We start from the raw sequence: 22,197 nt of genomic DNA, 5'->3' as shown, positions 1-22,197 counted from the left end.
CGCAACTCTTTTATACTTGCATGAAATGAAATATTTTCAGAGTATATCCTTGGCCGATTGCCAGGTCCGGTGCGGAGTTCAGCCATGGAGCCTATAGCAAATCTGTCGCTTTACTGAAAGAGATGCCGGTATAGTAGTGCTGCAAAATCTGTGTGGCCGTGTACCCTTCCTGTGCCATCCCGTTGGCTCCCCACTGGCTCATGCCTACTCCGTGCCCGTACCCGAAGGTCGTAATCGTAATCTCCTGCCCTTGTACCGACCATATAAAATTACTGGAGCGCAGCCCCAGCTTCTGCCGGATCTCTGGCCCGGTAAATGTCTTGCCATCGACTTCGATCTCCTTAATCCGGTGACCCTGGGTCATGGACAGCACCTTCATCTCTTCTTCCGAACCGCTTCCGGTGGATGCCGCCCGGGAGGCCGGGGGCAGGCCCAGCTTCTCCCTCATTTCATCCGTATGGAACGTCACCTGCTCTTTGTATCCCGGCGCAATCTTTGCATCCCAGGGACTTGCGACACTGCGCAGATAAGGTACATTGCCCTTCCATACATCCTCCGAGTTCTCCGTGTATCCGTTGCTGGTCGAGAAAAAAGAGGCCGTAATCGGCTTGCCCTGGTAGGTCATAATTATATTCGCGGTCGCTTGTACCGCTGTCCTGATCTTGTCCAGCTGTGCCGACTTCCCGGCCTGCAGCCAGTCCCGTTCGAGCCGGTCCCGGGATAGGTACGCCTGATGCTGGACCGTGTCGGTCACATCCGCCGCCTGTCCGTCGGGGACGCCGCTGGTATCATGCGCAGCCAGACGGCGCATGATAAATGTTCGCGCGGCGACGGCCTGCGCCTTCAGTGCTTCCGGTTCGAATTCCGCAGGCATCTCGGCGGCCACCACGCCGACGATGTACTGCTCCAGCGGAAGCGTCTCGACGGTGCGCGCGGCACTGACGTACACGCGCACCTGCGGCTCCGCCGCTGTGGAAGCCGCTGGCAGGGCCGGTACGGCCTTCGTCGTCTGCGGCTTCACAGGCACGGGCACCGGCAGCACCTGCTGCCCGGGCCAGGCCAGCAGGGCAGGGATCGCGAGCGCCAGCAGCGCACACCCTGCCCATGCGGCTACCGGCTGCCAGCGAAGCCGGCGGCCAAACCGTGTCCGGCCCCAGCCCGTGCGGGGCCGGACCTGTGCGCCCGCGGCAGACGGGCGCTGCGGGCCGGGCGGAGGCGGCGCCTCCCCGGCCGGTGGCCGGGGGGCGGGCCGTGGGCCCGGCTCGGGGGCGGCCGGCACGGGCGCAGCCGGCCGCGGGTGATTCGCCTGTGCCGCAGGGCCAGGCGGGTATAAGGGAATCGTAATGGACGTACGAGGATCCTTCATAGGTTTTTTACCTCCGTTAGACATGCTGTAGGGCACCAAGCGGATGGAGAAGCTCCAAGCCGTTGGAACCTATACTTCATTCATATGAGGCCGGAACAAATGATAGAACCGATTTAAGAGAGCGGATGAGAGAGAAGAGATTCATTTAGGGTGCGCTAAATCGGAGTAGTCCTCGACATAAAAAGGCACGAAGACTGTATACACAGCTTCGTGCCTTTGAATAAAAAATAATGGTAATAGTCATTAATAGTTAGGCCCAGGTAGGTTGAACCTTCAGCAGCGAACTGCCATCCGTCTGGTCTGCCGCTGGTTCAGCCGACTTCTCGAGCTTAGGCTCTTCCGAAGTCAGACGATAAATGTCAGCACCAAGTCCAGTCAGCTTCTCAGCCAGATTCACATAACCCCGATCGATATGGTAGATAGAGCCAACCTCTGTCGTTCCCTCAGCAATCAGGCCGGCCAGGATCAGCGCAGCACCTGCACGCAGGTCTGTTGCGTTCACCTTCGCGCCTGTCAGCTTCGCATTGCCTGTGACAATCGAAGTCCGTCCTTCGACTTTGATCTCCGCATTCATCAGCTGGAATTCATCCACGTGCATGAAACGGTTCTCAAACACCGTCTCGGTAATGACGGAAGTTCCTTCGGCAGCAAGCTGCAGTGCCATCATCTGAGATTGCATGTCAGTAGGGAAGCCGGGATAAGGAAGCGTCTTGATATCAACGGCCTTAAGCGGCTTGTCGGCAATAACACGAATGCCGTTCTCATCCGGTTGAATCGTTACGCCCATCTCTTCCAGCTTGGAAATAACCGGTCCCAGATGATCGGAGATAGCACCTTCTACATAGACGTCACCGCCTGTAATGGCAGCAGCGGCCATGTAAGTACCTGCCTCAATCCGGTCAGGAATAACGGTGTGGCGTACGCCATGCAGCTTCTCCACACCTTCAATCCGGATCACACCGGTACCTGCACCGCGGACCTTGGCACCCATCCCGTTCAGGAAGTTGGCCAGATCGACAATTTCAGGCTCTTTGGCAGCATTCTCAATAACGGTTACACCTTCCGCCATGGACGCAGCCATCATAATATTTTCAGTCGCGCCTACACTGGCAACGTCAAGATAAATCTTGGCGCCGCGCAGACGTCCGTTACTTTTCGCTTCAACATACCCTTGACCCAGGCTGATCTCAGCGCCCAGCGCTTCAAAGCCTTTCAAATGCTGGTCGATTGGACGTGTGCCGATGGCACAGCCGCCGGGAAGAGAAATCCTTGTGTATCCCATACGCGCCAGCAATGGCCCCATGACCAGAAACGACGCCCGCATTTTGCGTACCCACTCGTATGGTGCTTCACAGGATGTAAGCTCCTGCGCATTCACACGAATGATCTCGTCTTGGTATGTAACACCCGCTCCCAGCGATTCCAATACTTTGTTGATCGTCATCACATCGTCTAGAGGAGGAGCATCGAGAATGATACTTTCTCCTTCTTCTCCTAAAAGAGAGGCAGCGATGATCGGAAGCACAGAATTTTTGGCTCCGCTAACTTTAACACTTCCGGTCAATCTGTTGCCACCGCGGACGATAAATTTGCTCATCATGGTTCCCTCCGCGCGTTTTTACCTTTTCCTATCCAGAAAAGTTCGCTTTTGTATGATGTACTTAGTCTATGTTCCTTTCCCGGCGTTAACCGGAAAAGATTGCCTGGCTAAATCACTAACTTCCATCTTAACACTGTTCCCAGATGGCATTCAAGCGTTTTTTGCTTCCAAATCACGCTAGCGTCTGTGAATTCATCGTCAACCCGGGGCTATCATCATGACCGGAATTCTATACTACCCATTGTTAGCAATGATCGGTCATGTTATTCGACAGCACCTGACTTGAACGCGAAGCCTAAGAGACAATTAACCATAATACCTCGATGTTAAAACATTAACTTAAGCATCTGACTCCAAGTAATGTACTCCAACAGAAACTTAGCAACAAAGTGGCCTAAAATAATGGCCAAAAACAAGTGAAGCATTCTTCCCTGTGCACTCTTGGCATGCCGGATCCACAGGTCCAGCTTCAACCCCTGCAGTGCCCACCAGGCCAATGCGATACATATCAATGATACAATCATGGATATAAGCCCATTCGTTCCGATGGTGGAGTACGCCAGTTCATTGCTGTTACCCATACACTATTCCTCCAGCTCTGTGTTCGTCACACCCCAACCTGCATTTCTTGCCGGGACTGGAATGAATCATGCCTCGCTTCCCTATCATCCAAATAAATTGCACATAAGGACTCTTCTATAATACTTGGCAGTCAGGCAACAATCCAGTCTTATTTTCACTTTTTCTCCTACTATTCGACAATTATCCAACATTCCTGCAGATATTCATGCGTTTGTTCCGCATGGGTGTCATTTCCTCGGAAATAATCGCTCCAGCACTTACAGGTTGCGAACCGTCTTGAGAGATGAAATAGAATCCTTGAAAACATTACTTCGCTTTACTGTAAATGTCCAGACCCAAAAACTTCATCCCGATCCAGCCGCATGCGAGCCCTTGTTATTATAACCTTATACCGTTGTTATGTGTAACTATATCCCCATGATTCCCCAATTTATCTTCTCTTCCAATTCAAGAAGATCTCTTATCTATAGAGCCGTTCTTTTAATTCATGACTCAAGACCTATATTGATATACGCTTTTCATCCAAAAAAAGAACCCGGCAGCTAGAAGTCTGCCGGGTTCTATTAAGCCGGTCAGAGAAACCCTTACCGGTTTTGAGTTACATTGAGACGGTTCATTGCTTTTTGCAAAGCAATTTCGGCTCTGCGGTGATCGATATGATCCTGCTTATCCTGGCTTCTCAAACGGGTTTCAGCCCGTTCTCTTGCTGCGCGTGCACGTTCCACATCGATATCCTGAGGGAACTCGGCGCTTTCCGCCAGAATGACGACCTTATCCTTACGGACTTCCACAAAACCGCCGTTGACCGCAACCGGTAAACGCTGGCTGCCCGTTTTCACGAAGACAGGGGCGATTCGCAGAGGCGTCACCATTGGAATGTGACCTGGCAGAATACCCAGATCACCCTCCAGTCCGCGTACAACGATCCCGTTTACCTGTTCGGAGTATACCAAACGCTCCGGGGTTACGATTTCCAACAAAAAGGTGCTCACTTTCCATCCCTCCTGAAAGCTATCCGGGGATAGCTTGCTTCGCTAGGCATTCCGTCAATCTGAAGTCTGTTACAGGGACTTCGCTTTCTCCACTGCTTCTTCAATTGTGCCTACAAAGAGGAAAGCTGCTTCCGGAAGATTGTCGTGTTTGCCTTCCAAAATTTCTTTGAAGCTGCGTACAGTATCTTTAACCGCAACATATTTACCAGGGAAGCCGTTAAATGCTTCGGCTACGTGGAACGGCTGAGACAGGAAGCGCTGGATTTTACGTGCACGTGCTACCAGCAGTTTGTCTTCCTCACTCAACTCGTCCATACCCAGGATTGCGATGATATCCTGCAGTTCGTTGTAACGGGCAAGAATTTGCTTAACACCTTGGGCTACTTGGTAGTGCTCTTCGCCAACTACCTCAGGTGTGAGGATACGGGAGCTTGAAGCGAGCGGATCTACCGCTGGGTAGATACCCATCTCGGAGATTTTACGCTCCAGGTTCGTTGTAGCATCCAAGTGGGCAAATGTTGTTGCCGGAGCCGGGTCTGTGTAGTCATCAGCAGGAACATAGATCGCCTGAATAGAGGTTACAGAACCTTTCTTCGTGGAAGTGATACGCTCCTGCAGCTGACCCATTTCTGTAGCCAGTGTAGGCTGGTAACCTACCGCGGAAGGCATACGTCCGAGCAGGGCGGATACTTCGGAACCTGCTTGTGTAAAGCGGAAGATATTATCGATAAAGAGCAGTACGTCGCGGCCTTCCTGATCACGGAAGTACTCCGCCATGGTCAGACCTGTCAGGGCAACGCGCAGACGCGCGCCTGGAGGCTCGTTCATTTGTCCGAAGACCATCGCCGTTTTGTTAATTACGCCGGAGTCTCTCATCTCGTGGTAGAGGTCATTACCTTCACGGGTACGTTCACCTACACCTGCGAATACAGAGATACCGCCGTGTTCCTGTGCGATGTTGTTGATCAATTCCTGAATGGTTACTGTTTTACCTACACCCGCGCCTCCGAAGAGACCGACTTTACCGCCTTTGGCATAAGGAGCCAGAAGGTCGATAACCTTGATGCCTGTCTCCAGCATTTCTGCTTGGGTAGTCAGTTCATCAAAAGTTGGAGCTGTACGGTGAATCGGGTTTTTCTGTGCAGTGCTTACATCACCCGCGTTATCGATAGGGTTACCCAGTACGTTAAATACGCGTCCCAGTGTCATTTCACCGACAGGTACGGAGATAGGTGCTCCCTGATCGACTGCTTCTACACCACGGACCAATCCGTCTGTGGAAGACATGGCGATACAACGCACACGGTTATCACCCAGATGGCGTGATGCCTCCAGCGTCAGATCGATAGTAGAACCATTCTCGCTTACGGTCTGAATCGTAATGGCATTCAGGATTTCTGGAAGTTGACCACGTTCGAATTCAACGTCAACAACCGGACCCATGATGCTTACAACACGTCCTTTATTCATGTGTATTCCCTCCTACAAGCTTGCATAGCTGCATACAGCTTCGGTTGCCCGCGCCTTGCGCTACCAGAGCCGTCATATTTAAAACCATCGTAATCCTTACACCTGAGCGTTCGCGCCCGCTACGATTTCTGTGATTTCCTGTGTAATCGCGGCCTGACGTGCACGGTTGTAAGTCAATGTAAGATCATTAATCATCTTGGATGCGTTCTTCGTTGCCGCACCCATCGCCGTCATTTTCGCACCAAGCTCGCTGGCCTTGCCGTTCAGAAGGGCTCCATAGATCAGCGTCTCCGCATAACGCGGCAGCAGCACTTCAAGCACGGATTCCGGTGATGGCTCGTACTCGTAGCTTGCCGCCTGTGCAGTGGAAGCTGCTTCAGGTTTAACCATCGGCAGAAGCTGATCAACCTCAGGAATCTGGGTCAAAGCGTTCACGAAACGGTTATAGCATACATAAAGCTCGTCGAACTGGCTGAGTTCGAAGCCTTCGACCGCTTTATGAGCAATACTCTTGATATCTGCGAAAGCCGGCGTATCGGACAATTCCGTTACCGTCTCGGCGATCGGATATCCACGGCGGGTGAAGTAATCGCGGCCTTTGCGTCCGATAATGAAAAGGGTAAACTCATCATTGGATTTATGGCGTTCCGCGATGGTTGCTGTCACCAGACGAAGGATATTGGAGTTATATCCACCGGCCAAACCGCGGTCCGATGTGATTACGAGATACGCCGTTTTCTTAACCGGGCGGCTCTCCAGCATGGGATGCTTGATTCCGCGTGTTCCGGTCGCAATGCTCTCAACAACCTCTTTCAGTTTCTCTGAATAAGGGCGAGCGGCTTCGGCTTTCTCCTGGGCTCTTCTGAGCTTCGCTGCCGCAACCATTTCCATTGCTTTGGTGATCTGACGTGTGTTTTGTACACTTTTGATCTGGCGTTTAATTTCGCGCATACCTTTTGCCATGTTTTCACCACCTCAAAACTTTGGCGAAGCCAAAGTTACTTCGTAAGCATGAACCTAAACTTTGGCGAAGCCAAAGTTACTTCGTAAGCATAGGGCACAAGCCCAATTCACAAGAGCAGGCTGCACTATATGGGTATACACATGCAGCCGCCTCGCTATATATCATGATCAAGCACTTCGCAGGGCGGACGATCCGCCGGAAGCTTCTTATTTAACAGAAGTCGCGAAGCCTTTTTTGAATTTCTCGATTGCAGCCTTCAGTGCAGCATCGTTCTCAGGCACCAAATCTTTGGTGTCGCGGATCGACTGCAGTACTTCAGGATGGTTGCTGTCGATAAAGGACAGGAACTCTTGCTCAAAGCGTCTAACGTCCGCAACCGGAATGTCATCCAGGAAGCCTCTTACAGCTGTGTACAGGCTGACAACCTGATGCTCAACCGACAACGGCTGGTTAACACCTTGTTTCAGAATTTCCATCATACGTGCACCGCGGTCAAGACGGGCTTTGGTCGATCTGTCCAAATCGGAACCGAATTGGGAGAACGCCTGCAACTCACGGTACTGGGCGAGATCCAGACGCAGGGAACCTGCTACTTTCTTCATCGCTTTGATCTGTGCGGAACCGCCGACACGGGATACCGAGATACCCACGTTAATCGCCGGACGCTGGCCTGCATAGAACAGGTCTGCTTCCAGGAAGATCTGACCATCCGTGATGGAGATTACGTTCGTAGGAATGTATGCCGATACGTCGGAAGCTTGTGTCTCGATGAATGGCAGGGCAGTCAAAGAACCGCCGCCGAGCTCATCGTTCAGCTTCGCTGCGCGCTCCAGCAAACGGGAGTGCAGATAGAATACGTCACCCGGATATGCTTCCCGACCTGGTGGACGGCGGAGCAAGAGGGAGAGTTCGCGGTATGCAGCCGCTTGTTTGGTCAAGTCATCATATACGACAAGGACATGCTCGCCTTTGTACATGAAGTACTCACCCATTGCACAGCCCGCATAAGGAGCGATGTACAAGAGCGGAGATGGCTCAGAAGCTGATGCTGTAACGACAATCGTGTACTCCAGCGCACCGTGGCGGCGAAGTGTTTCTACGACTTGGGCTACAGTGGATTGCTTTTGACCGATAGCGACATAGATACACTTCATGCCGCTGCCTTTTTGGTTCAGGATCGCATCAATTGCGATGGATGTTTTACCAGTCTGGCGGTCACCAATGATCAGCTCGCGCTGACCGCGGCCGATAGGTACCATGGCGTCAATCGCTTTAATGCCTGTCTGCATTGGCTCATGTACCGATTTACGGGCCATAACACCTGGTGCCTGGTTCTCTACCGGACGGAATTCCGTGGTAGCGATCGGACCTTTGCCGTCCACCGGCTGACCCAGCGGGTTCACGACGCGGCCAATCAGTGCTTCACCAACCGGAACCTGCATGATTTGGCCGGTACGTTTCACTTGGTCGCCTTCGCGAATTTCGGAATACTCACCGAGGATAACGATACCGACATTGCTTTCTTCAACGTTAAGGGCAAGGCCCATAACACCGTTGGCGAATTCTACGAGCTCGCCGGACATTACTTTCTCCAGACCGTAGACGCGGGCGATACCATCACCGACCTCTACAACCGTTCCGACCTCGACCACTTCGATGTCATTTTTATATTGCTCAATCTGACTCTTAATCAATGTGCTGATTTCTTCAGGTCTGATACTCAAGTGTTTCACCCCTATCTACTATACTCGTCTGTTAAAAGACTTTTCGAGACGATCCAGCTTGCCGGACAAGCTGCCGTCGAACAAGGTATCCCCGATCACGACTTTTAATCCGCCCAGGAGCGTCGGGTCTACAATATTTTCAATGCGAAGTTTACGGTTCACTCTGGCTCCGAATTGTTCAGCGACAGCGGCAGATTCCTGCTCGCTCAGCTTGTAGGTCGAGTATACCTTCGCATCTGCGATGTTCAGCGCATCCTCTTCCATCTTCAGGTAGCCTTCCAGCAGCTGATGGAACAGATCGGCACGGCCGCGTTCAACCAGAAGCTGAATTGTATTCAGGACAGGCGCGGACACACGGCCCCGCAGGCTTTCGATCAGCACCTGGAATTTTGAAGCATCCGAAATGTTAGGGGATGCGATAAATTTCTGAATCATTTCATCGCCTGCAAATGCGGCAACCACCGCTTTGAGCTCCTCTTCCACTTCCATGACCTTCTGTTCCTGTGTAGCTACTTCGAACAATGCCTTCGCATACCGTTTGGCGACTACCGTATCCCGGCTCATGATCGGCCTCCTACCTCTTTGAGGTATTGATCAACAAGCTCTTCCTGGGATTTGTCGTCTTTGATTTCTTTTTGAATCAATTTGGAAGCGATCTGTACAGAAGCTGTTCCCAGCTCGCTGCGCAAGGCGGCAACCGCCTTGTTCTTCTCGCTTTCGATTTCACGCAGGGCTTCGTCTTTGAGGCGCTCTGCCTCGGACTTGGCCTGTGTCAGAATCTGATCAGCCTGCTTGTTGCCGGTCTGTCTGGACTGCTCAATGATGTCATAAGCTTCCTGACGAGCCGTTTGCAATGCCTGCTTCTGTTCCTCCACATAAGCGACAGCCTGTTCGCGGGTTTCAGCCGCTTCAGACAATTGCTTCTGCACCAGCTGGCGGCGCTGCTCCATGACAGAGAAGAGCGGACCGAATGCATAGCGGTTAAGCAGGAAATAAAGAATAAGAAACGCGATTAACGCGAGCACTAGAGATTCCCATGAAAAATGCAATTTGAAGTCACTCCTTTCCGGTGAACGTCCATTCTACCGATGTGTACAAGCTCAAGACTAAAAAGAAGGCGCGGATGGCTGTGCCTTCCCCGCCAAACCTTTATACATTCAATTAAGCTGCGCCGTAGAAAATGAACGCCAATACTACCCCGATGATAGGCAGGGCTTCGACCAGACCTACACCGATAAACATTGTAGTTTGCAGAGTGGATTTTGCTTCTGGCTGACGAGCGATACCTTCGATTGTTTTACTTACGATCAGACCGTTACCAATACCAGCGCCCAATGCGCCCAAACCTACTGCAATTGCAGCTGCAAGAAATGCCCAAACTCCCATTTGTAAAATCCTCCTTAGAGATGTGTAGTAATGGTTATTTATATAAGTTAAGCCGGTTCATAGCCCGTTTCTTAACATTCAACCTAATGCTCTTCGTGCGTATCGATCGCCTGCGAGATGTAGACGAACGTCAGGATCGTAAATACGAAAGCCTGGATCGCACCGACAAAAATACTGAACCCCTGCCAAACAACCAAGCCTACAACCGAAGCTACAGCTCCGAATGCATTCAGCGTGCCCAGCTTAATTAGCTGTGCAATAAGAACTTCCCCCGCGAAGATGTTACCGAATAGACGCATACCATGCGTCAGCAGTTTCGAGAACTGCTCAATCAGGTTAATCGGGAAGAAGAACCAGAACGGCTGGAAGTAGTGTTTGAAATACCCTTTGGTGTTACGAGTCATACCCAGGAAATGCACCATAACGAAGATCAGGCCTGCAAGACCCATTGATACGGATGCATCAGCGGTTGGTGATTTCCACCAGTTCACGCCAACTTCGACATGTTCATTCGGTTTCGTCTCATGAGCCTTGTCGAAAGCTTCAGCTACAGAGGTAATCTGATGACCAAAGACAGTCGCACTTTCCTTATTGTCATACTCCGTAACGACACCAAACGGCAATCCAAGCAGGTTAGCAACGAAGATGAATAAGATCAGCGTCATACCTAACGAGAGGAAAGGTCTTCCTTTCTTCAAGTCCATAGAACTGGAGATCAGGCCTTGAACAAACTCAACCGCCCACTCCATAAAATTCTGCAGCTTACCGGGCTTGTCGACAGACAAGTTACGGGTTGCCAGAAGGGCAAGAACAAATACGATGGTACAGGTCACAACCAGCATCAGAACTACGGACAGGTCAATATGTAGTCCGCCGAGGTCAATGATCGGTGATTCATGCATGTTTTTTCTCACCCCTTTCTCATATGAAAGTTGTTTAACTCTCTCTCATAGCAATTATGGCCCCTATGAATACAAGGAAAAAGTTGGACGATACCAGACTGGCAGCAACAGCAATTTCGCTGAAATAGGCAGGCCATTCCAAAGCGGGAATAAGAGCTAGGATCGATGTCGCCAGGCGAAAGCCCAGACCGAGACCGGCCCGTTTTCCGTCACCTTGACCTGCTGCAGCGTCAGCAATCTTGCGCACCTTGTAAGCCAGATGAAGCACATTCAAACAGCTGACGGCCGAGCCCAGCACCAAGCCATGCGCAACTGCCCGATGATGCGGCAGAAACGCCGAGACCAAAAAACAAAGAGCCATGAAGATCAGTGCCACCATCAGCAGCACCCTTTGAAGTTTGATCATTTCACTCATCGTTGTCTCTCATTACCTTTCTAATGACAGCAGCAATACCCATGCCCCCGACGGCAAGTCCAAGAAAAACGCTTACGGCGATCCATAATCCCTTGCCTCCCAGGACTTTATCCAGCCAGGTGCCAAGGTAGAATCCTCCCAGGGTACAGACAGCCAGATTTACGCCGATTGCGCTTACAAGACCCAACGCCTTCAGAGCGTTTCCACCGCTGCTTTGTGCCTTTTTTGGTTTTTTCGGATCGACCATATTCCACGCCACCCTTACAATCCCAGTCCAATTTTACTGAATGATGAGAGGCCTGTCAATTGAGAGCTTTCAGCCATTTAAAGGGTAAAAGCGGGGTGCAGCACACCCCTGCTGTCCTTTATCACTTCGCAAAAGCGTACAGTACAACTGTATACTGTAACTTATGTCTCTTACAATGCCGTATCCGTTTCCTTTGTGAACATTCTGTGAAATTCTTCAGGGCGCTCACTGTTGATTCCAAAATGGTGAAGAATCGCATTGACAATCCGCTCTGATGCATGCCCGTCACCATACGGGTTGGCAGCCCTGCTCATGGAGTCATACACAGCAGCGTCGGTTAACAATGTTTTGGTCCGGCTGTACACCTTCTCTTCGTCCGTGCCTACCAGCTCAAGCGTTCCAGCTTCAATGCCTTCCGGACGCTCTGTCGTATCCCGCAGCACCAGAACTGGCACGCCGAAGGACGGCGCTTCTTCCTGGAGACCGCCGGAGTCTGTCAGAATCAGATGCGTATGCGGATAGAAATTGTGCAGGTCAACCACGTCCAGCGGCTCAATCAGCTTGATACGCGGATGATCACCTAAAATTTCATGCGCCGGTTCTTTGACAGCCGGGCTTGGATGCACCGGATACACGATGGCAATATCATCGAACTCGTCGGCAATGCGTTTGATAGCACGGAAAATATTACGATGCGGTTCCCCTTGGGATTCGCGACGGTGGGCCGTTACAAGCACGAGGCGTTTGCCCTGTGCCCAATCCAGCACCGGATGCGAATAATCATCCCGTACCGTATATTGAAACACATCAGTTACCGTATTGCCTGTGACATAAATACTAGCCTCGGACTTGTTCTCCTTACGCAGGTTGTCTGCCGACATATCCGTTGGCGAGAAGTGCAGGTCAGACAACACGCCTGTCAGCTGGCGGTTCATCTCTTCAGGATAAGGCGACAGCTTGTTCCATGTACGAAGACCGGCTTCGACATGACCTACCTGGATCTGCTGCATAAAGGCGGCATAGCTGGCCAGGAAAGTCGTCAGCGTGTCACCGTGCACCAAAACAATGTCAGGTTTCGCTTCGCGCAGCACCGGCTCCAGCCCGCCCAATACACGAATGGAAATTTCGTTCAGCGTCTGGCGGTCTTTCATCACATCCAGATCGTAATCCGGATTAATTTTGAACACTTCCAGCACCTGATCCAACATTTGACGGTGCTGTGCTGTTACACATACGACCGATTCGATATGCTCCGGATGACGCTGCAATTCCAGAATGAGCGGCGCCATTTTAATTGCCTCCGGACGCACGCCGAAGATCGTCATTACTTTAATTTTGGACATCTTACCCTGCGTCCCCCTTTGTCATGCTTGGGCTTGATGTAATCCCAGGGATTACCGTACCCCGCGCTTGTGCGACAGCTGTGCCGCACAACCGTTTTTTATCGTTATTGACTGATCTTACTTCGTTCCATACAGACGGTCGCCGGCATCGCCGAGACCTGGAATGATATAGCCGTGATCGTCCAGACGCTCGTCCAGCGCAGCTACATAAATGTCCACGTCCGGATGCGCATCGTGAACGGCTTTTACACCTTCCGGTGCTGCAATCAGATTCATCATCTTGATCTGCGTGCAGCCGCGCTTCTTCAGAACGTCAATGGCTGCAATCGCTGAACCGCCGGTTGCAAGCATCGGATCGATGACGATCAGCTCACGCTCCGTTACATCGGTTGGAAGTTTCGTATAATACTCAACAGGCTGCAGCGTCTCCGGATCGCGGAACAAGCCAACATGACCGACTTTGGCTGCAGGCAGCAGCTTCACGACACCGTCCAGCATACCCAGACCGGCGCGCAGGATTGGAATCAGACCCAGCATACGGCCGGAGATGACTTTCCCCTGTGTTTCTGCCACGGGCGTCTGCACCGTAATGGATTCCAGTTCAATCCCGCGGGTAATTTCATATGCCATCAAAGTGGCCACTTCATCTACCAATTCTCGAAAATCTTTGGTATTCGTCCGCATGTCACGGATAAAAGTTAGCTTGTGCTGAATCAAGGGGTGATCACAAATCACCAGTTTTCTCATGGAATGTCCCTCCGGTAGTTAAAGCTTGCTTTTTTGTTCATCAGCATCCGTTTCTACAACTTATCAGAAACAATGCTGCGAACGGAAAACGTTCTTTCGTTTTGGCAGCAGTCAAAATCCTATTTATTATAGCATTCCGTCTGTGCATTTTACACCTCCATTACAACCTCTTTTCAAATATGGTGCCATCTGTCGTCATCACGACCCTATAATCCACAAATTATTGGGAAATTAGACCTGCTCCTGTAGAAAAAAAGCAGAAAAATCCGTCAATCAGCACGAAAAAAGACAGCTTCCCGGTCCGGTTCCGGACGGAAAGCTGCTTGTACATACCTCCGTATTATCGGTAGCTCAGATTCTCCCACTCTTCCTGAAATTCGGTAAGCATCTCTTCTTTGTTGATCTCGCCGGCGATATAGGCCTGCATACTGCTGCTGATATCATGGTTGTAGCCTTTCGGGAAACGAGGGAAGTTCCAGGTCCAGATCTTGCCTTCCTTGGCATGCTGGGAGACGACCATTCCCAGATCTCCGGTCACCTTCTCATCAGCCTGCATATTCTTGAAGGCCGGGACAAACTTGAACTTTTCAGTTACGTATTTCTTACCGGCATCCGAAGTAGCGAGCCAGTTGAGAAACTCCTTCGCCTCCTCCTTCACCGGTGAATTTTTGTTCACAACCCAGTTAGCGGCGACACCAACAGCAATTTTGTCAGCCGAAGACGGATCATTATCAATCGGTGCCGGGAGGATCCCGAGGTTAAGATCCGGGTTAATCCCATCAATCTGCGGCTGAGTCCAGTTTCCGTGGTGCATCATCGCTGCCTGGCCATTCGCAAACATCGTCACCTGGGAATTATAGTCGGTGGTCAGCGGGTTGGCATTTCCGTATTTCAGCATCAGATCCAGCAGATCCACCCATTTTTCAAATACTGGATTGCCCGGAATTTTCGAGGTTTCATCATTCAGGCCGGCAATGAACTGTGCCGGGTCCTTCTGCTGTGCAAATGGAATGTTAGCCAGATGGTTGCCCAGGATCCAGTATTCCGCAAAACCGTTCGCAAAAGGTGTGATTCCGGCTGCCTTCAGCTTCTTCGCGGTTTCCTCCAGCTCATTAAGTGTACGCGGGAGCTGGGTGATGCCCGCCTTCTGGAACAGATCCTTATTATAGATAATACCAAACCCCTCCAGGTTCATGGGCTGGCCGTAGAGCTTACCGTTCACCGTCATTGGTTCCTTCGCAAATTCATCCAGATTTTTGACCCACGGCTGATCCGACAGGTCCTCCATGTATTCAAACCAGGTGTCACGGTCCGCATATCCTTCATTTGTGAAAATATCCGGCTGGTCACCGGAAGCAAACTTCGCCTTGAGCGCCGACCCGTAGTCCGAACCTCCGCCCACCGACTGGATATCAAGCTTGATGCCCGGGTGGGTTTTCTCATATTCGGCTTTCATTTCATTCAGCGGCTGGAGAATTTCCACCTTGAACTGATAAATATGAATGGTCTTGACGCCGCCGCTGCCATCGGAAGAGCTTCCGCACCCTGCCAGCACAAGAGCCATCACGGTTACAAAGGCAAAGACTCTCAGCAATTTGTTGGTCATCATAATCCCCCCTCTGTCAACCTTTTACCGCTCCGGCTGCAATACCGGATACGATATATTTTTGCATGGCTAGGAAAAAAATAACGACGGGCAGTATACCCAGTACAAGCGCCGGAAGTGCCAAGTCCCACTGCTTGGTATATTGGCCGAACAACGTGTAGGTCGCGATTGGAATCGTACGTTTGGCCGGATCAGTCAGAATCAGGGATGGCAGCAGATAGTCGTTCCAGATCCACAGCGTGTTCAGAATCAGCACCGTGATCAGCATCGGGCGCATCAGCGGCATCACAATCCGGAAAAACACGCCATAGCGGGAGGAGCCGTCCACCCAGGCAGCCTGTTCGACCTCAACCGGCACGGATTTGACGAACCCGTGGAACAGGAATACCGACAGCGGGGCACCAAAACCCAGGTAGCACAATATGAGGCCGGGGATGCTGTTATTCAGGCTAAGCACATTCGAGATCTGCATCAACGGCAGCATGATGGACTGGAACGGAATGACCATCGCCGAGATCAGCAGAGCGAACAGCACGCGGTTAAAGCGCGTATCGTTACGTACCATCTGATAGGCAGCCATGGAACTGATCAGCAGCAGCAGCACGTTGCTAATGATGGTGATCAGCAGGGAGTTACCCAGTGCGGACGGAAAATCAATGGTTTCCCAAGCGTTCTTGTAGTTCGAGAAATGAAAGGCCGACGGCCAGGCGGCGGAGTTGGTCAGAATATCCCCAAACGTCTTCACAGAGTTGACCAGCAGGAAATAGAACGGCACCAGAAATAGCAAACCGATTAAAATCAGCACAATTTCAGTGACCAGCATGCCGACCCGGTAGTTGTTGGTTTTGTGCATTACATCTCAACCTCCCTGTTCTTCGTCGCACGAACCTGAACGCTGGTAATAATGGCAACGATGATGAAGAAAATGATCGCTTTGGCTGTACCCAGCCCGAGGCGGTTATTCGTAAAGGCTTCGTTATAAATGTCCAGGGCTACCGATTCGGTGGATTTGAAAGGTCCGCCCTGGGTCAGCGCCAGATTTAGCTCGAACACCTTAAACGCCCAGGAAATAGCCAGGAAAAGGCATACCGTTACGGCCGGCATAATGAGCGGAACAATCACACTGCGCAGAATCTGCAGGCGGCTGGCCCCGTCGATCTGTGCGGACTCCAGAAGGGACTTCGGCACGTTATTCAGAGAAGATATGTAGATAACCATCAGGTACCCGGCATACTGCCAGACAAATACAATGACCGTGCCCCAGAACGCCGTAGAGGCATTGCCGAGCCAAGGCAGCTGGAAGAAGGACCATCCTGTGGCTTCCCCCACCGCAGCAAAGCCGCGGACAAAGATAAACTGCCAGATAAAGCCGAGAAGCAGACCCCCGATCATATTCGGGATAAAAAACACCGTCCGCAGGGCATTACGGCTCCGAAGCGGCTTCGTCAGGAAATAGGCGAGCGCAAAGCCGAGCAGGTTGGTCATCAGAACCCCGCAGACTGTGAATTTGACCGTAAACCAAAAGGCATTCCGGAAGTCCGGGTCGCTGTTCAGGATATGCAGGTAGTTGCCGAAGCCTACCCAGTTGTTATGGGAGGAGACGCCGTCCCAATTCGTCATGGAATAATAAAGTCCAAGGAAGAACGGCACAACGACAATGAGTGCAAAGAAAAGTGTCATGGGCCCTACAAAAACAAGCTGCTGTATGAGCCGTGCAGATTTACTCTGGTTCAAGGCAATCGCTCCTTTGACTTTGAAATAGGCTAACCTTTCTGCTTCTGTCCGGCCCTATAGGTAACGCTTACATTTCCACCTCTACCAGTTTATTAACCAAAATTTCCGAATTCGACCATCCTCCTGCCGGTCACTAAATCATGCATTCTGTTCCAGTATCAGGATTCCATGCTCATGCTAAAAAGGCCGCCTCCTTGTCTAATGACAAGGAAGCGGCCTGACTGCAGAACAGATCAACGGTGAAAATCAGTATTGAATATCAGGGTAAATCGGGAACTTGGCAGTCAACTCTGCAACATCCGTGCGTGCTTTGGACAGCACAGTGTCGTCCTTCGGATTCTTCAGGACTGCAGCAATAATTTGTCCGATCTTCACCATTGCATCTTCATCCATACCGCGGGAAGTTGCCGCAGGTGTACCGATACGGATACCGCTCGTGATGAACGGGCTGGTCGGATCGAACGGAATCGCATTCTTGTTCACGGTGATCCCGATGGAGTCCAGTACATGCTCGGCATCCTTACCTGTGATATTGACATTTCTTGTATCGACCAGCATCAGGTGGTTGTCTGTACCGCCCGACACAATATTAATACCTTCGCCCATCAGCGTCTCGGACAGAACTTTGGCATTCTTGATCACGTTCTCGGCATAGGTTTTGAAGGAAGGCTGCAGTGCTTCGCCAAAAGCAACAGCCTTGGAAGCAATGACATGCATCAGCGGACCGCCCTGAGTTCCCGGGAATATCGCCTTGTCGATTGCCTGTGCCCAAGCCTTGCGGGTCAGGATCATGCCGCCGCGTGGTCCGCGGAGCGTTTTGTGAGTAGTCGTCGTTACAAAATGGGCATGCGGTACCGGGTTTGGATGCAGACCTGCAGCCACAAGGCCCGCGATATGCGCCATATCAACCATAAACAGCGCGCCTACATCATTGGCAATGGAAGCAAAAGCTTCAAAGTCGATGGTGCGCGGGTAGGCACTTGCACCTGCCACGATCAGACGCGGACGATGTTTGAATGCTGCCTTGCGCACTTCATCATAATCGATGCGGAACGTATCTTCCTGTACACCATAAGCCACAAAGTTATACAGCAAACCGGAAGCGTTCACTGGACTGCCATGGGTCAGGTGACCGCCATGCGCCAGGTTCATCCCGAGAACCGTATCTCCTGTCTTGATCGCTGCCAGGTATACTGCAAGGTTCGCCTGCGCTCCGGAGTGCGGCTGCACGTTGGCATGCTCAGCACCGAACAGTTCCTTGGCACGGTCACGTGCAATATTTTCGACGATATCGACATGCTCGCAGCCGCCGTAGTAACGTTTGCCCGGGTAACCTTCGGCATATTTGTTCGTCAATACAGAGCCCATAGCTTCCATGACCGCTTCACTCACAATATTCTCCGAAGCGATCAGCTCGATGTTGTTGCGTTGGCGTTTCAGTTCAAGACCCATAGCTTCCAATACGGCAGGGTCACTCTTGCGCAGTTGTTCCATTGTACAATTCCTCCCTGATAATAAGGTTATATTCCTCGCAGCTGAGCTGCGGCCAATCCACATTCGTCTGCATCCTGGTATCCAGCATGTTAAGTCGATGCCTTGCACTAGGGCTAAGCAGAACCTTTAATTAAAACTTTTCATCGTAAACGTTCTTAGTAAACGTTCTTAGTAAACGTTCTTAGTCACAGGCGGTGGTGTTGCCCTGCTGCTCCAGTTCAAGCCGGTACACCGCACGTTCACCGCCGATCAGCTTCGGCCGTGTCGTTGCTGCCGTCACGCGGGCTTCACCGATATAACGGCGGCCCAGACGATAAGGAACGGCCACCCGCCGCAGATGCATGCCGATCAGCGTCTCGCCGATATCGATGCCGGCATCAGCTTGCACCGCTTCAGCCAGACATGGCTCCTCCATAGACTGATAAGCGGCCGCGGCCATGGAACCGCCTGCGGTCGGTACAGGCACTGCTGCAACTTCCGTAAGGCCCAGCCGCTCCAGCACACGCCGTTCCATCACTAGGGCGCGGTTCAGGTGCTCACAGCACTGGAAGACGATATCAAATCCGTATTCAGCCCGGACACGTTCGAAGCCGGACAGCAGTTCCCGGGCAACCTCCAGGGCGCCGGCGGTGCCAATACGGCGTCCAGCCACCTCACTTGTACTGACCCCTACGACCAGCACCCGGCCCGGCCGCAGACCGGAGGCCTCGGCCAATTCACGGACCGCTTCTACGGTCTGCTCCCGAATGGTAATCTGTGAATGACTGTCTGTCATCGTTCATACCCCCTTCAGCTTATCCTGTACAAAAATCACGATCTCTGTCCATTATAGCTGAGACAAACAAAAAAGAGCAGACTGCATACGATATGCAGACGTGCTCTTTTGCCCAGGCGACCGGCCGTATATCCGATGCTCCACCGTGGTTTTGCCCACTTTCGTCGCCAGTTACATCGGACTTCATGTTTTCAAGTCCATCTTAAAACATCACCCGCCGAAAATCAACCGCCAAAAACAAGGATTATTGTTGTTCCTCCAGCTTGTCCAGCAAACGCTCCAGCGCTGTGCGAATCTCACCTGCGGTCCGGTCATAATCCTCCCGGAAACCGCCGAATGGATCAGAGATATCGAAGCTTGGGATCCGTTGACGGATCAGGACCATCCGTTCCCGCTCCTCGGAGTCCAGATCCCGGCCAAGAGCCTGCTGAAGGGCTTGCCCTGCCCGCAGGCTGTCCAGCTCTTCAATATCAGCGAGAACCTGCGCATCATCCTCGGCGTATTCCTTCAGCGTATAGATCCGGCCGGCAGTCTGGGGGAACTGGCGCAGCACATGCTGCTTATGGGATTGGGTCAGTGTCAGAATCAGATCCGCCCATTCCACCAGCTCCTGGTTGATCGGCTTGGAGGTCAGCTGCTCCTGAATGTCATGATCTCGCAGCACTGCCTCGGCATGCCTCGAGATCGAACCCCCATGCGCTGCAGCCACGCCGGCGGAACGGACCTGGAGACTGACCTTCCGCTCCCCCGCCAGCTTGCGCAGCAGCGCCTCCGCCATCGGGCTGCGGCAAGTATTGCCTGTACATACGAACAAGATGTTATTCAAGTTGTCCACCTCCGGTTAAGCAATTCGAGCCATCTGTGAAGATTGCAATCTCTATGATACACAATATTGATCTATAAGTTCATCTGACTCTTCTTCAAAAAATAAACAGCAGGCCAAAGGCCAGCAAAATGGCTCCGCCTACCGCCTCTCCGTAATCTCCGAGATTACGGCTGACCCTGCGGCCCAGCAGCAGGCCGAGAATGGACATAAGCCCCCCGCAGAAGCCAAACGACAGGATGGTCAGAACCAGATCACTCTGGAACATCCCCAGCGAAACCCCTACCGAGAAGGAATCCATACTCACGCCGAGGGAAAATAATAAAATACCAACCGGTGACCGATGGTCAAAGGTCTGTTCCCCGCCGCGAAATGAATTATAAATCATATGAAGCCCCAGCAACACCAGCAGCCCGCCGGCTGCATACGTGGCCACTTGTCCCAACAGCGCACTCATATAATGCCCCGTGAACATCCCGAGCAGCGGCATCAGGATATGAAACAGTGCGATTACCGTGCTGATCTTGAGTATATCCCGCAAACGGATGCCTTTCATGCCGACTCCGATTCCCAGCGAGAACGCGTCCATTCCCAATGCGAGCGCCATAACCAGAATGGTCACAAACTGCCCGATATGGGCAGTAGCCTCCTGCATGTTCATTCCCCCATATCCGCAATTAGAATCTCTTTCACCTTATGCGGACAAGATGTGAAACATGACCTGCGGAGACAAGTTAAACCCGCTTCAACCTATGGAGGAGCAGGAAAACGGGCGGCACGGGATTCCAAGTAAAGCATTGTAACGTCAGAATTCAAGATTCAAGCTTCTGCTTCAGGCCTGCACCACTTCATGGCCGGCCGCCTTCAGCAGCCGGTTCATCACAGCTGCGCCGAGCCCCTCCTGGGGACAGGCCTCCGACAGAATGAAGGCAGCCCCGTCCTCATCGCAGGCGCGAAGCACGTCATACAGCCGGTGCGCGGCCTCTTCCAGCCGCGCCAGGCTGCCGAGGGAGTAGACACGCTCTCCCTCGTAGGCGGAGCGGTGCTCGTCGAACGCGAGCACCGCCGTCCGTTCGCCGCGCGCTGCAGCTTCCGCCAGCGCGGCGCGGATATGGTCCGTCACCCGCTGCGGGGACGGACCCTCCACCACGCACAGGCGCCCGCGGGGCGCGTAGTGCGTGTACTTCATGCCCGGCGACCGCGGCGCCGGGCTGTGCTCGTCCGGCCCGCTGCCCGCAAGGGCCGGGTCCGTCTCCACCGCGGCGGCGACGGCCGCGAGCTGCTCGGCGGTGATACCGCCGGGGCGCAGGATGGTGACGACGCCGTCGTCACCGGCCTGGACCACGGTGGATTCCACACCGACGCCGGTGGGACCGCCGTCGAGGATGCCGCCGATCCGGCCGGCCAGATCCTCGCGCACATGCGAGGCACGGGTCGGACTCGGGCGGCCGGAGCGGTTCGCGCTGGGCGCCGCCACCGGGCAGCCGGAGACGGCGAGCAGCCGCAGCGCGACCGGGTGGTCCGGCATACGGATGCCGACCGTATCCAGTCCTGCCGTGACGCGCGGCGACAGAACCCCCGGACGGACCGGCAGGACCAGTGTCAGCGGTCCGGGCCAGAAGGCGTCCATGAGCGCAGCCTCGACCGGTTTGACTCCGGACACCAGCTCGTCCAGCTGCCGGCGGTCTGCGATATGGACAATTAGCGGATTGTCGGCAGGTCTGCCTTTGGCCGTGAAGATCGACTCCACTGCATCACTGCGGCGGGCATCACCGCCAAGACCATAGACCGTCTCGGTGGGGAATGCAACGGTTTTCCCGGACTGCAGCAGCGCTGCCGCCTCCTTGAGGTCCCGCTCCGCCCGTTCATCCGTCGTACCGGACGGCTGGCGAACGAGAGCTGTCACGTCCCACCACGCCGTAAGCTCATTCGGCATAATTTTATTCGATATAGGTTCAGCTGCCGCACCCGTATGCTCCGGCTTGGCTTTTTGGCTGTTCAGATCTTCTGTCATTGATTCATCCCAT

23 protein-coding genes and 1 riboswitch are annotated in these 22,197 nt (G+C 52.7%); all 23 genes read right to left on the bottom strand.

Annotation, left to right across the window (positions count from 1 at the left end):
- Positions 1-91 precede the first annotated feature (91 nt).
- A complete protein-coding gene (gene spoIID / locus Q5741_RS08895; RefSeq protein ID WP_305023712.1) occupies positions 92-1,366 on the bottom strand; it encodes a stage II sporulation protein D in 1,275 nt (424 codons plus the stop codon).
- A gap of 250 nt (positions 1,367-1,616) precedes the next feature.
- Positions 1,617-2,963 carry a UDP-N-acetylglucosamine 1-carboxyvinyltransferase gene (gene murA, locus Q5741_RS08890; RefSeq protein WP_305023711.1) on the bottom strand — a complete coding sequence of 449 codons (1,347 nt, stop codon included), beginning with the start codon at positions 2,961-2,963 and terminating at the stop codon, positions 1,617-1,619.
- A 329-nt stretch (positions 2,964-3,292) separates the two neighbouring features.
- A complete protein-coding gene (locus Q5741_RS08885; RefSeq protein ID WP_305023710.1) occupies positions 3,293-3,547 on the bottom strand; it encodes a DUF1146 family protein in 255 nt (84 codons plus the stop codon).
- 585 nt (positions 3,548-4,132) lie between these two features.
- Positions 4,133-4,540 carry a F0F1 ATP synthase subunit epsilon gene (locus tag Q5741_RS08880; RefSeq protein WP_305023709.1) on the bottom strand — a complete coding sequence of 136 codons (408 nt, stop codon included), beginning with the start codon at positions 4,538-4,540 and terminating at the stop codon, positions 4,133-4,135.
- A gap of 69 nt (positions 4,541-4,609) precedes the next feature.
- Entirely contained in the window at positions 4,610-6,010 is a 1,401-nt protein-coding gene (atpD, locus tag Q5741_RS08875) for a F0F1 ATP synthase subunit beta (RefSeq protein WP_305023708.1), read from the bottom strand.
- 96 nt (positions 6,011-6,106) lie between these two features.
- Entirely contained in the window at positions 6,107-6,973 is an 867-nt protein-coding gene (gene atpG, locus Q5741_RS08870; RefSeq protein ID WP_305023707.1) for an ATP synthase F1 subunit gamma, read from the bottom strand.
- A 207-nt stretch (positions 6,974-7,180) separates the two neighbouring features.
- Positions 7,181-8,698: a F0F1 ATP synthase subunit alpha gene (atpA, locus tag Q5741_RS08865; protein ID WP_305023706.1), complete on the bottom strand. Its 1,518-nt coding sequence runs from the start codon at positions 8,696-8,698 to the stop codon at positions 7,181-7,183.
- Positions 8,699-8,716: 18 nt separating this feature from the next.
- Positions 8,717-9,262, bottom strand: a complete 546-nt coding sequence (locus Q5741_RS08860) for a F0F1 ATP synthase subunit delta (RefSeq protein ID WP_305023705.1) — start codon at positions 9,260-9,262, stop codon at positions 8,717-8,719.
- Complete coding sequence (gene atpF / locus Q5741_RS08855; RefSeq protein ID WP_305023704.1) at positions 9,259-9,747, bottom strand: F0F1 ATP synthase subunit B; 489 nt, start codon at positions 9,745-9,747, stop codon at positions 9,259-9,261. Before atpF ends, Q5741_RS08860 begins: the two co-directional genes overlap by 4 nt.
- Before the next feature lie 112 nt (positions 9,748-9,859).
- Positions 9,860-10,084 (bottom strand): F0F1 ATP synthase subunit C, encoded by a 225-nt coding sequence (gene atpE / locus Q5741_RS08850; RefSeq protein ID WP_305023703.1) that lies wholly within the window; start codon positions 10,082-10,084, stop codon positions 9,860-9,862.
- Between the two features lie 83 nt (positions 10,085-10,167).
- Complete coding sequence (atpB, locus tag Q5741_RS08845; protein WP_305023702.1) at positions 10,168-10,986, bottom strand: F0F1 ATP synthase subunit A; 819 nt, start codon at positions 10,984-10,986, stop codon at positions 10,168-10,170.
- Positions 10,987-11,020: 34 nt separating this feature from the next.
- Positions 11,021-11,401 carry an ATP synthase subunit I gene (locus tag Q5741_RS08840; protein WP_305023701.1) on the bottom strand — a complete coding sequence of 127 codons (381 nt, stop codon included), beginning with the start codon at positions 11,399-11,401 and terminating at the stop codon, positions 11,021-11,023.
- Entirely contained in the window at positions 11,394-11,648 is a 255-nt protein-coding gene (locus tag Q5741_RS08835; protein ID WP_305023700.1) for an AtpZ/AtpI family protein, read from the bottom strand. Before Q5741_RS08835 ends, Q5741_RS08840 begins: the two co-directional genes overlap by 8 nt.
- A 170-nt stretch (positions 11,649-11,818) precedes the next feature.
- Positions 11,819-12,991, bottom strand: coding sequence for a non-hydrolyzing UDP-N-acetylglucosamine 2-epimerase (gene wecB / locus Q5741_RS08830; protein WP_305023699.1), 1,173 nt, complete (start codon positions 12,989-12,991; stop codon positions 11,819-11,821).
- Between the two features lie 117 nt (positions 12,992-13,108).
- The gene (gene upp, locus Q5741_RS08825) at positions 13,109-13,738 is read right to left on the bottom strand and encodes a uracil phosphoribosyltransferase (RefSeq protein ID WP_305023698.1); all 630 of its coding nucleotides are present in this window, start codon (positions 13,736-13,738) and stop codon (positions 13,109-13,111) included.
- A 340-nt stretch (positions 13,739-14,078) separates the two neighbouring features.
- Positions 14,079-15,344 (bottom strand): ABC transporter substrate-binding protein, encoded by a 1,266-nt coding sequence (locus tag Q5741_RS08820; protein ID WP_305023697.1) that lies wholly within the window; start codon positions 15,342-15,344, stop codon positions 14,079-14,081.
- 16 nt (positions 15,345-15,360) lie between these two features.
- Positions 15,361-16,197 carry a carbohydrate ABC transporter permease gene (locus Q5741_RS08815; RefSeq protein ID WP_305023696.1) on the bottom strand — a complete coding sequence of 279 codons (837 nt, stop codon included), beginning with the start codon at positions 16,195-16,197 and terminating at the stop codon, positions 15,361-15,363.
- Positions 16,197-17,078 (bottom strand): carbohydrate ABC transporter permease, encoded by an 882-nt coding sequence (locus Q5741_RS08810; protein ID WP_305023695.1) that lies wholly within the window; start codon positions 17,076-17,078, stop codon positions 16,197-16,199. Before Q5741_RS08810 ends, Q5741_RS08815 begins: the two co-directional genes overlap by 1 nt.
- A gap of 246 nt (positions 17,079-17,324) precedes the next feature.
- On the bottom strand, positions 17,325-18,572 hold the full coding sequence (locus tag Q5741_RS08805; RefSeq protein WP_305023694.1) for a serine hydroxymethyltransferase: 1,248 nt from the start codon (positions 18,570-18,572) through the stop codon (positions 17,325-17,327).
- Between the two features lie 181 nt (positions 18,573-18,753).
- Positions 18,754-19,347, bottom strand: coding sequence for a TIGR01440 family protein (locus Q5741_RS08800; RefSeq protein WP_305023693.1), 594 nt, complete (start codon positions 19,345-19,347; stop codon positions 18,754-18,756).
- Between the two features lie 103 nt (positions 19,348-19,450).
- A riboswitch (ZMP/ZTP riboswitch) is annotated at positions 19,451-19,532 on the bottom strand.
- 59 nt (positions 19,533-19,591) lie between these two features.
- Positions 19,592-20,173 carry a low molecular weight protein arginine phosphatase gene (locus Q5741_RS08795; RefSeq protein ID WP_305023692.1) on the bottom strand — a complete coding sequence of 194 codons (582 nt, stop codon included), beginning with the start codon at positions 20,171-20,173 and terminating at the stop codon, positions 19,592-19,594.
- Positions 20,174-20,267: 94 nt separating this feature from the next.
- Positions 20,268-20,825, bottom strand: coding sequence for a manganese efflux pump MntP (locus tag Q5741_RS08790; RefSeq protein ID WP_305023691.1), 558 nt, complete (start codon positions 20,823-20,825; stop codon positions 20,268-20,270).
- 177 nt (positions 20,826-21,002) lie between these two features.
- The gene (locus Q5741_RS08785) at positions 21,003-22,184 is read right to left on the bottom strand and encodes an L-threonylcarbamoyladenylate synthase (protein ID WP_407074335.1); all 1,182 of its coding nucleotides are present in this window, start codon (positions 22,182-22,184) and stop codon (positions 21,003-21,005) included.
- Between the last annotated feature and the right edge of the window lie 13 nt (positions 22,185-22,197).

Origin of the sequence: Paenibacillus lacisoli (assembly GCF_030580655.1) — a bacterium.
In the GTDB taxonomy this organism is placed as follows: domain Bacteria; phylum Bacillota; class Bacilli; order Paenibacillales; family Paenibacillaceae; genus Paenibacillus; species Paenibacillus lacisoli.
The sequence above is the reverse complement of the archived record's forward strand: the minus strand, read 5'-3'. Positions and strand labels throughout refer to the sequence as shown.

Excerpts from the sequence above, each read along its gene's own strand:
- spoIID (WP_305023712.1), bottom strand. The coding sequence starts at position 1,366 with ATGAAGGATCCTCGTACGTCCATTACGATTCCCTTATACCCGCCTGGC.
- murA (WP_305023711.1), bottom strand. The coding sequence starts at position 2,963 with ATGAGCAAATTTATCGTCCGCGGTGGCAACAGATTGACCGGAAGTGTT.
- Q5741_RS08885 (WP_305023710.1), bottom strand. The coding sequence starts at position 3,547 with ATGGGTAACAGCAATGAACTGGCGTACTCCACCATCGGAACGAATGGG.
- atpD (WP_305023708.1), bottom strand. The coding sequence starts at position 6,010 with ATGAATAAAGGACGTGTTGTAAGCATCATGGGTCCGGTTGTTGACGTT.
- atpG (WP_305023707.1), bottom strand. The coding sequence starts at position 6,973 with ATGGCAAAAGGTATGCGCGAAATTAAACGCCAGATCAAAAGTGTACAA.
- Q5741_RS08860 (WP_305023705.1), bottom strand. The coding sequence starts at position 9,262 with ATGAGCCGGGATACGGTAGTCGCCAAACGGTATGCGAAGGCATTGTTC.
- atpE (WP_305023703.1), bottom strand. The coding sequence starts at position 10,084 with ATGGGAGTTTGGGCATTTCTTGCAGCTGCAATTGCAGTAGGTTTGGGC.
- atpB (WP_305023702.1), bottom strand. The coding sequence starts at position 10,986 with ATGCATGAATCACCGATCATTGACCTCGGCGGACTACATATTGACCTG.
- Q5741_RS08840 (WP_305023701.1), bottom strand. The coding sequence starts at position 11,401 with ATGAGTGAAATGATCAAACTTCAAAGGGTGCTGCTGATGGTGGCACTG.
- Q5741_RS08835 (WP_305023700.1), bottom strand. The coding sequence starts at position 11,648 with ATGGTCGATCCGAAAAAACCAAAAAAGGCACAAAGCAGCGGTGGAAAC.
- wecB (WP_305023699.1), bottom strand. The coding sequence starts at position 12,991 with ATGTCCAAAATTAAAGTAATGACGATCTTCGGCGTGCGTCCGGAGGCA.
- upp (WP_305023698.1), bottom strand. The coding sequence starts at position 13,738 with ATGAGAAAACTGGTGATTTGTGATCACCCCTTGATTCAGCACAAGCTA.
- Q5741_RS08820 (WP_305023697.1), bottom strand. The coding sequence starts at position 15,344 with ATGACCAACAAATTGCTGAGAGTCTTTGCCTTTGTAACCGTGATGGCT.
- Q5741_RS08815 (WP_305023696.1), bottom strand. The coding sequence starts at position 16,197 with ATGCACAAAACCAACAACTACCGGGTCGGCATGCTGGTCACTGAAATT.
- Q5741_RS08805 (WP_305023694.1), bottom strand. The coding sequence starts at position 18,572 with ATGGAACAACTGCGCAAGAGTGACCCTGCCGTATTGGAAGCTATGGGT.
- Q5741_RS08800 (WP_305023693.1), bottom strand. The coding sequence starts at position 19,347 with ATGACAGACAGTCATTCACAGATTACCATTCGGGAGCAGACCGTAGAA.
- Q5741_RS08790 (WP_305023691.1), bottom strand. The coding sequence starts at position 20,825 with ATGCAGGAGGCTACTGCCCATATCGGGCAGTTTGTGACCATTCTGGTT.
- Q5741_RS08785 (WP_407074335.1), bottom strand. The coding sequence starts at position 22,184 with ATGACAGAAGATCTGAACAGCCAAAAAGCCAAGCCGGAGCATACGGGT.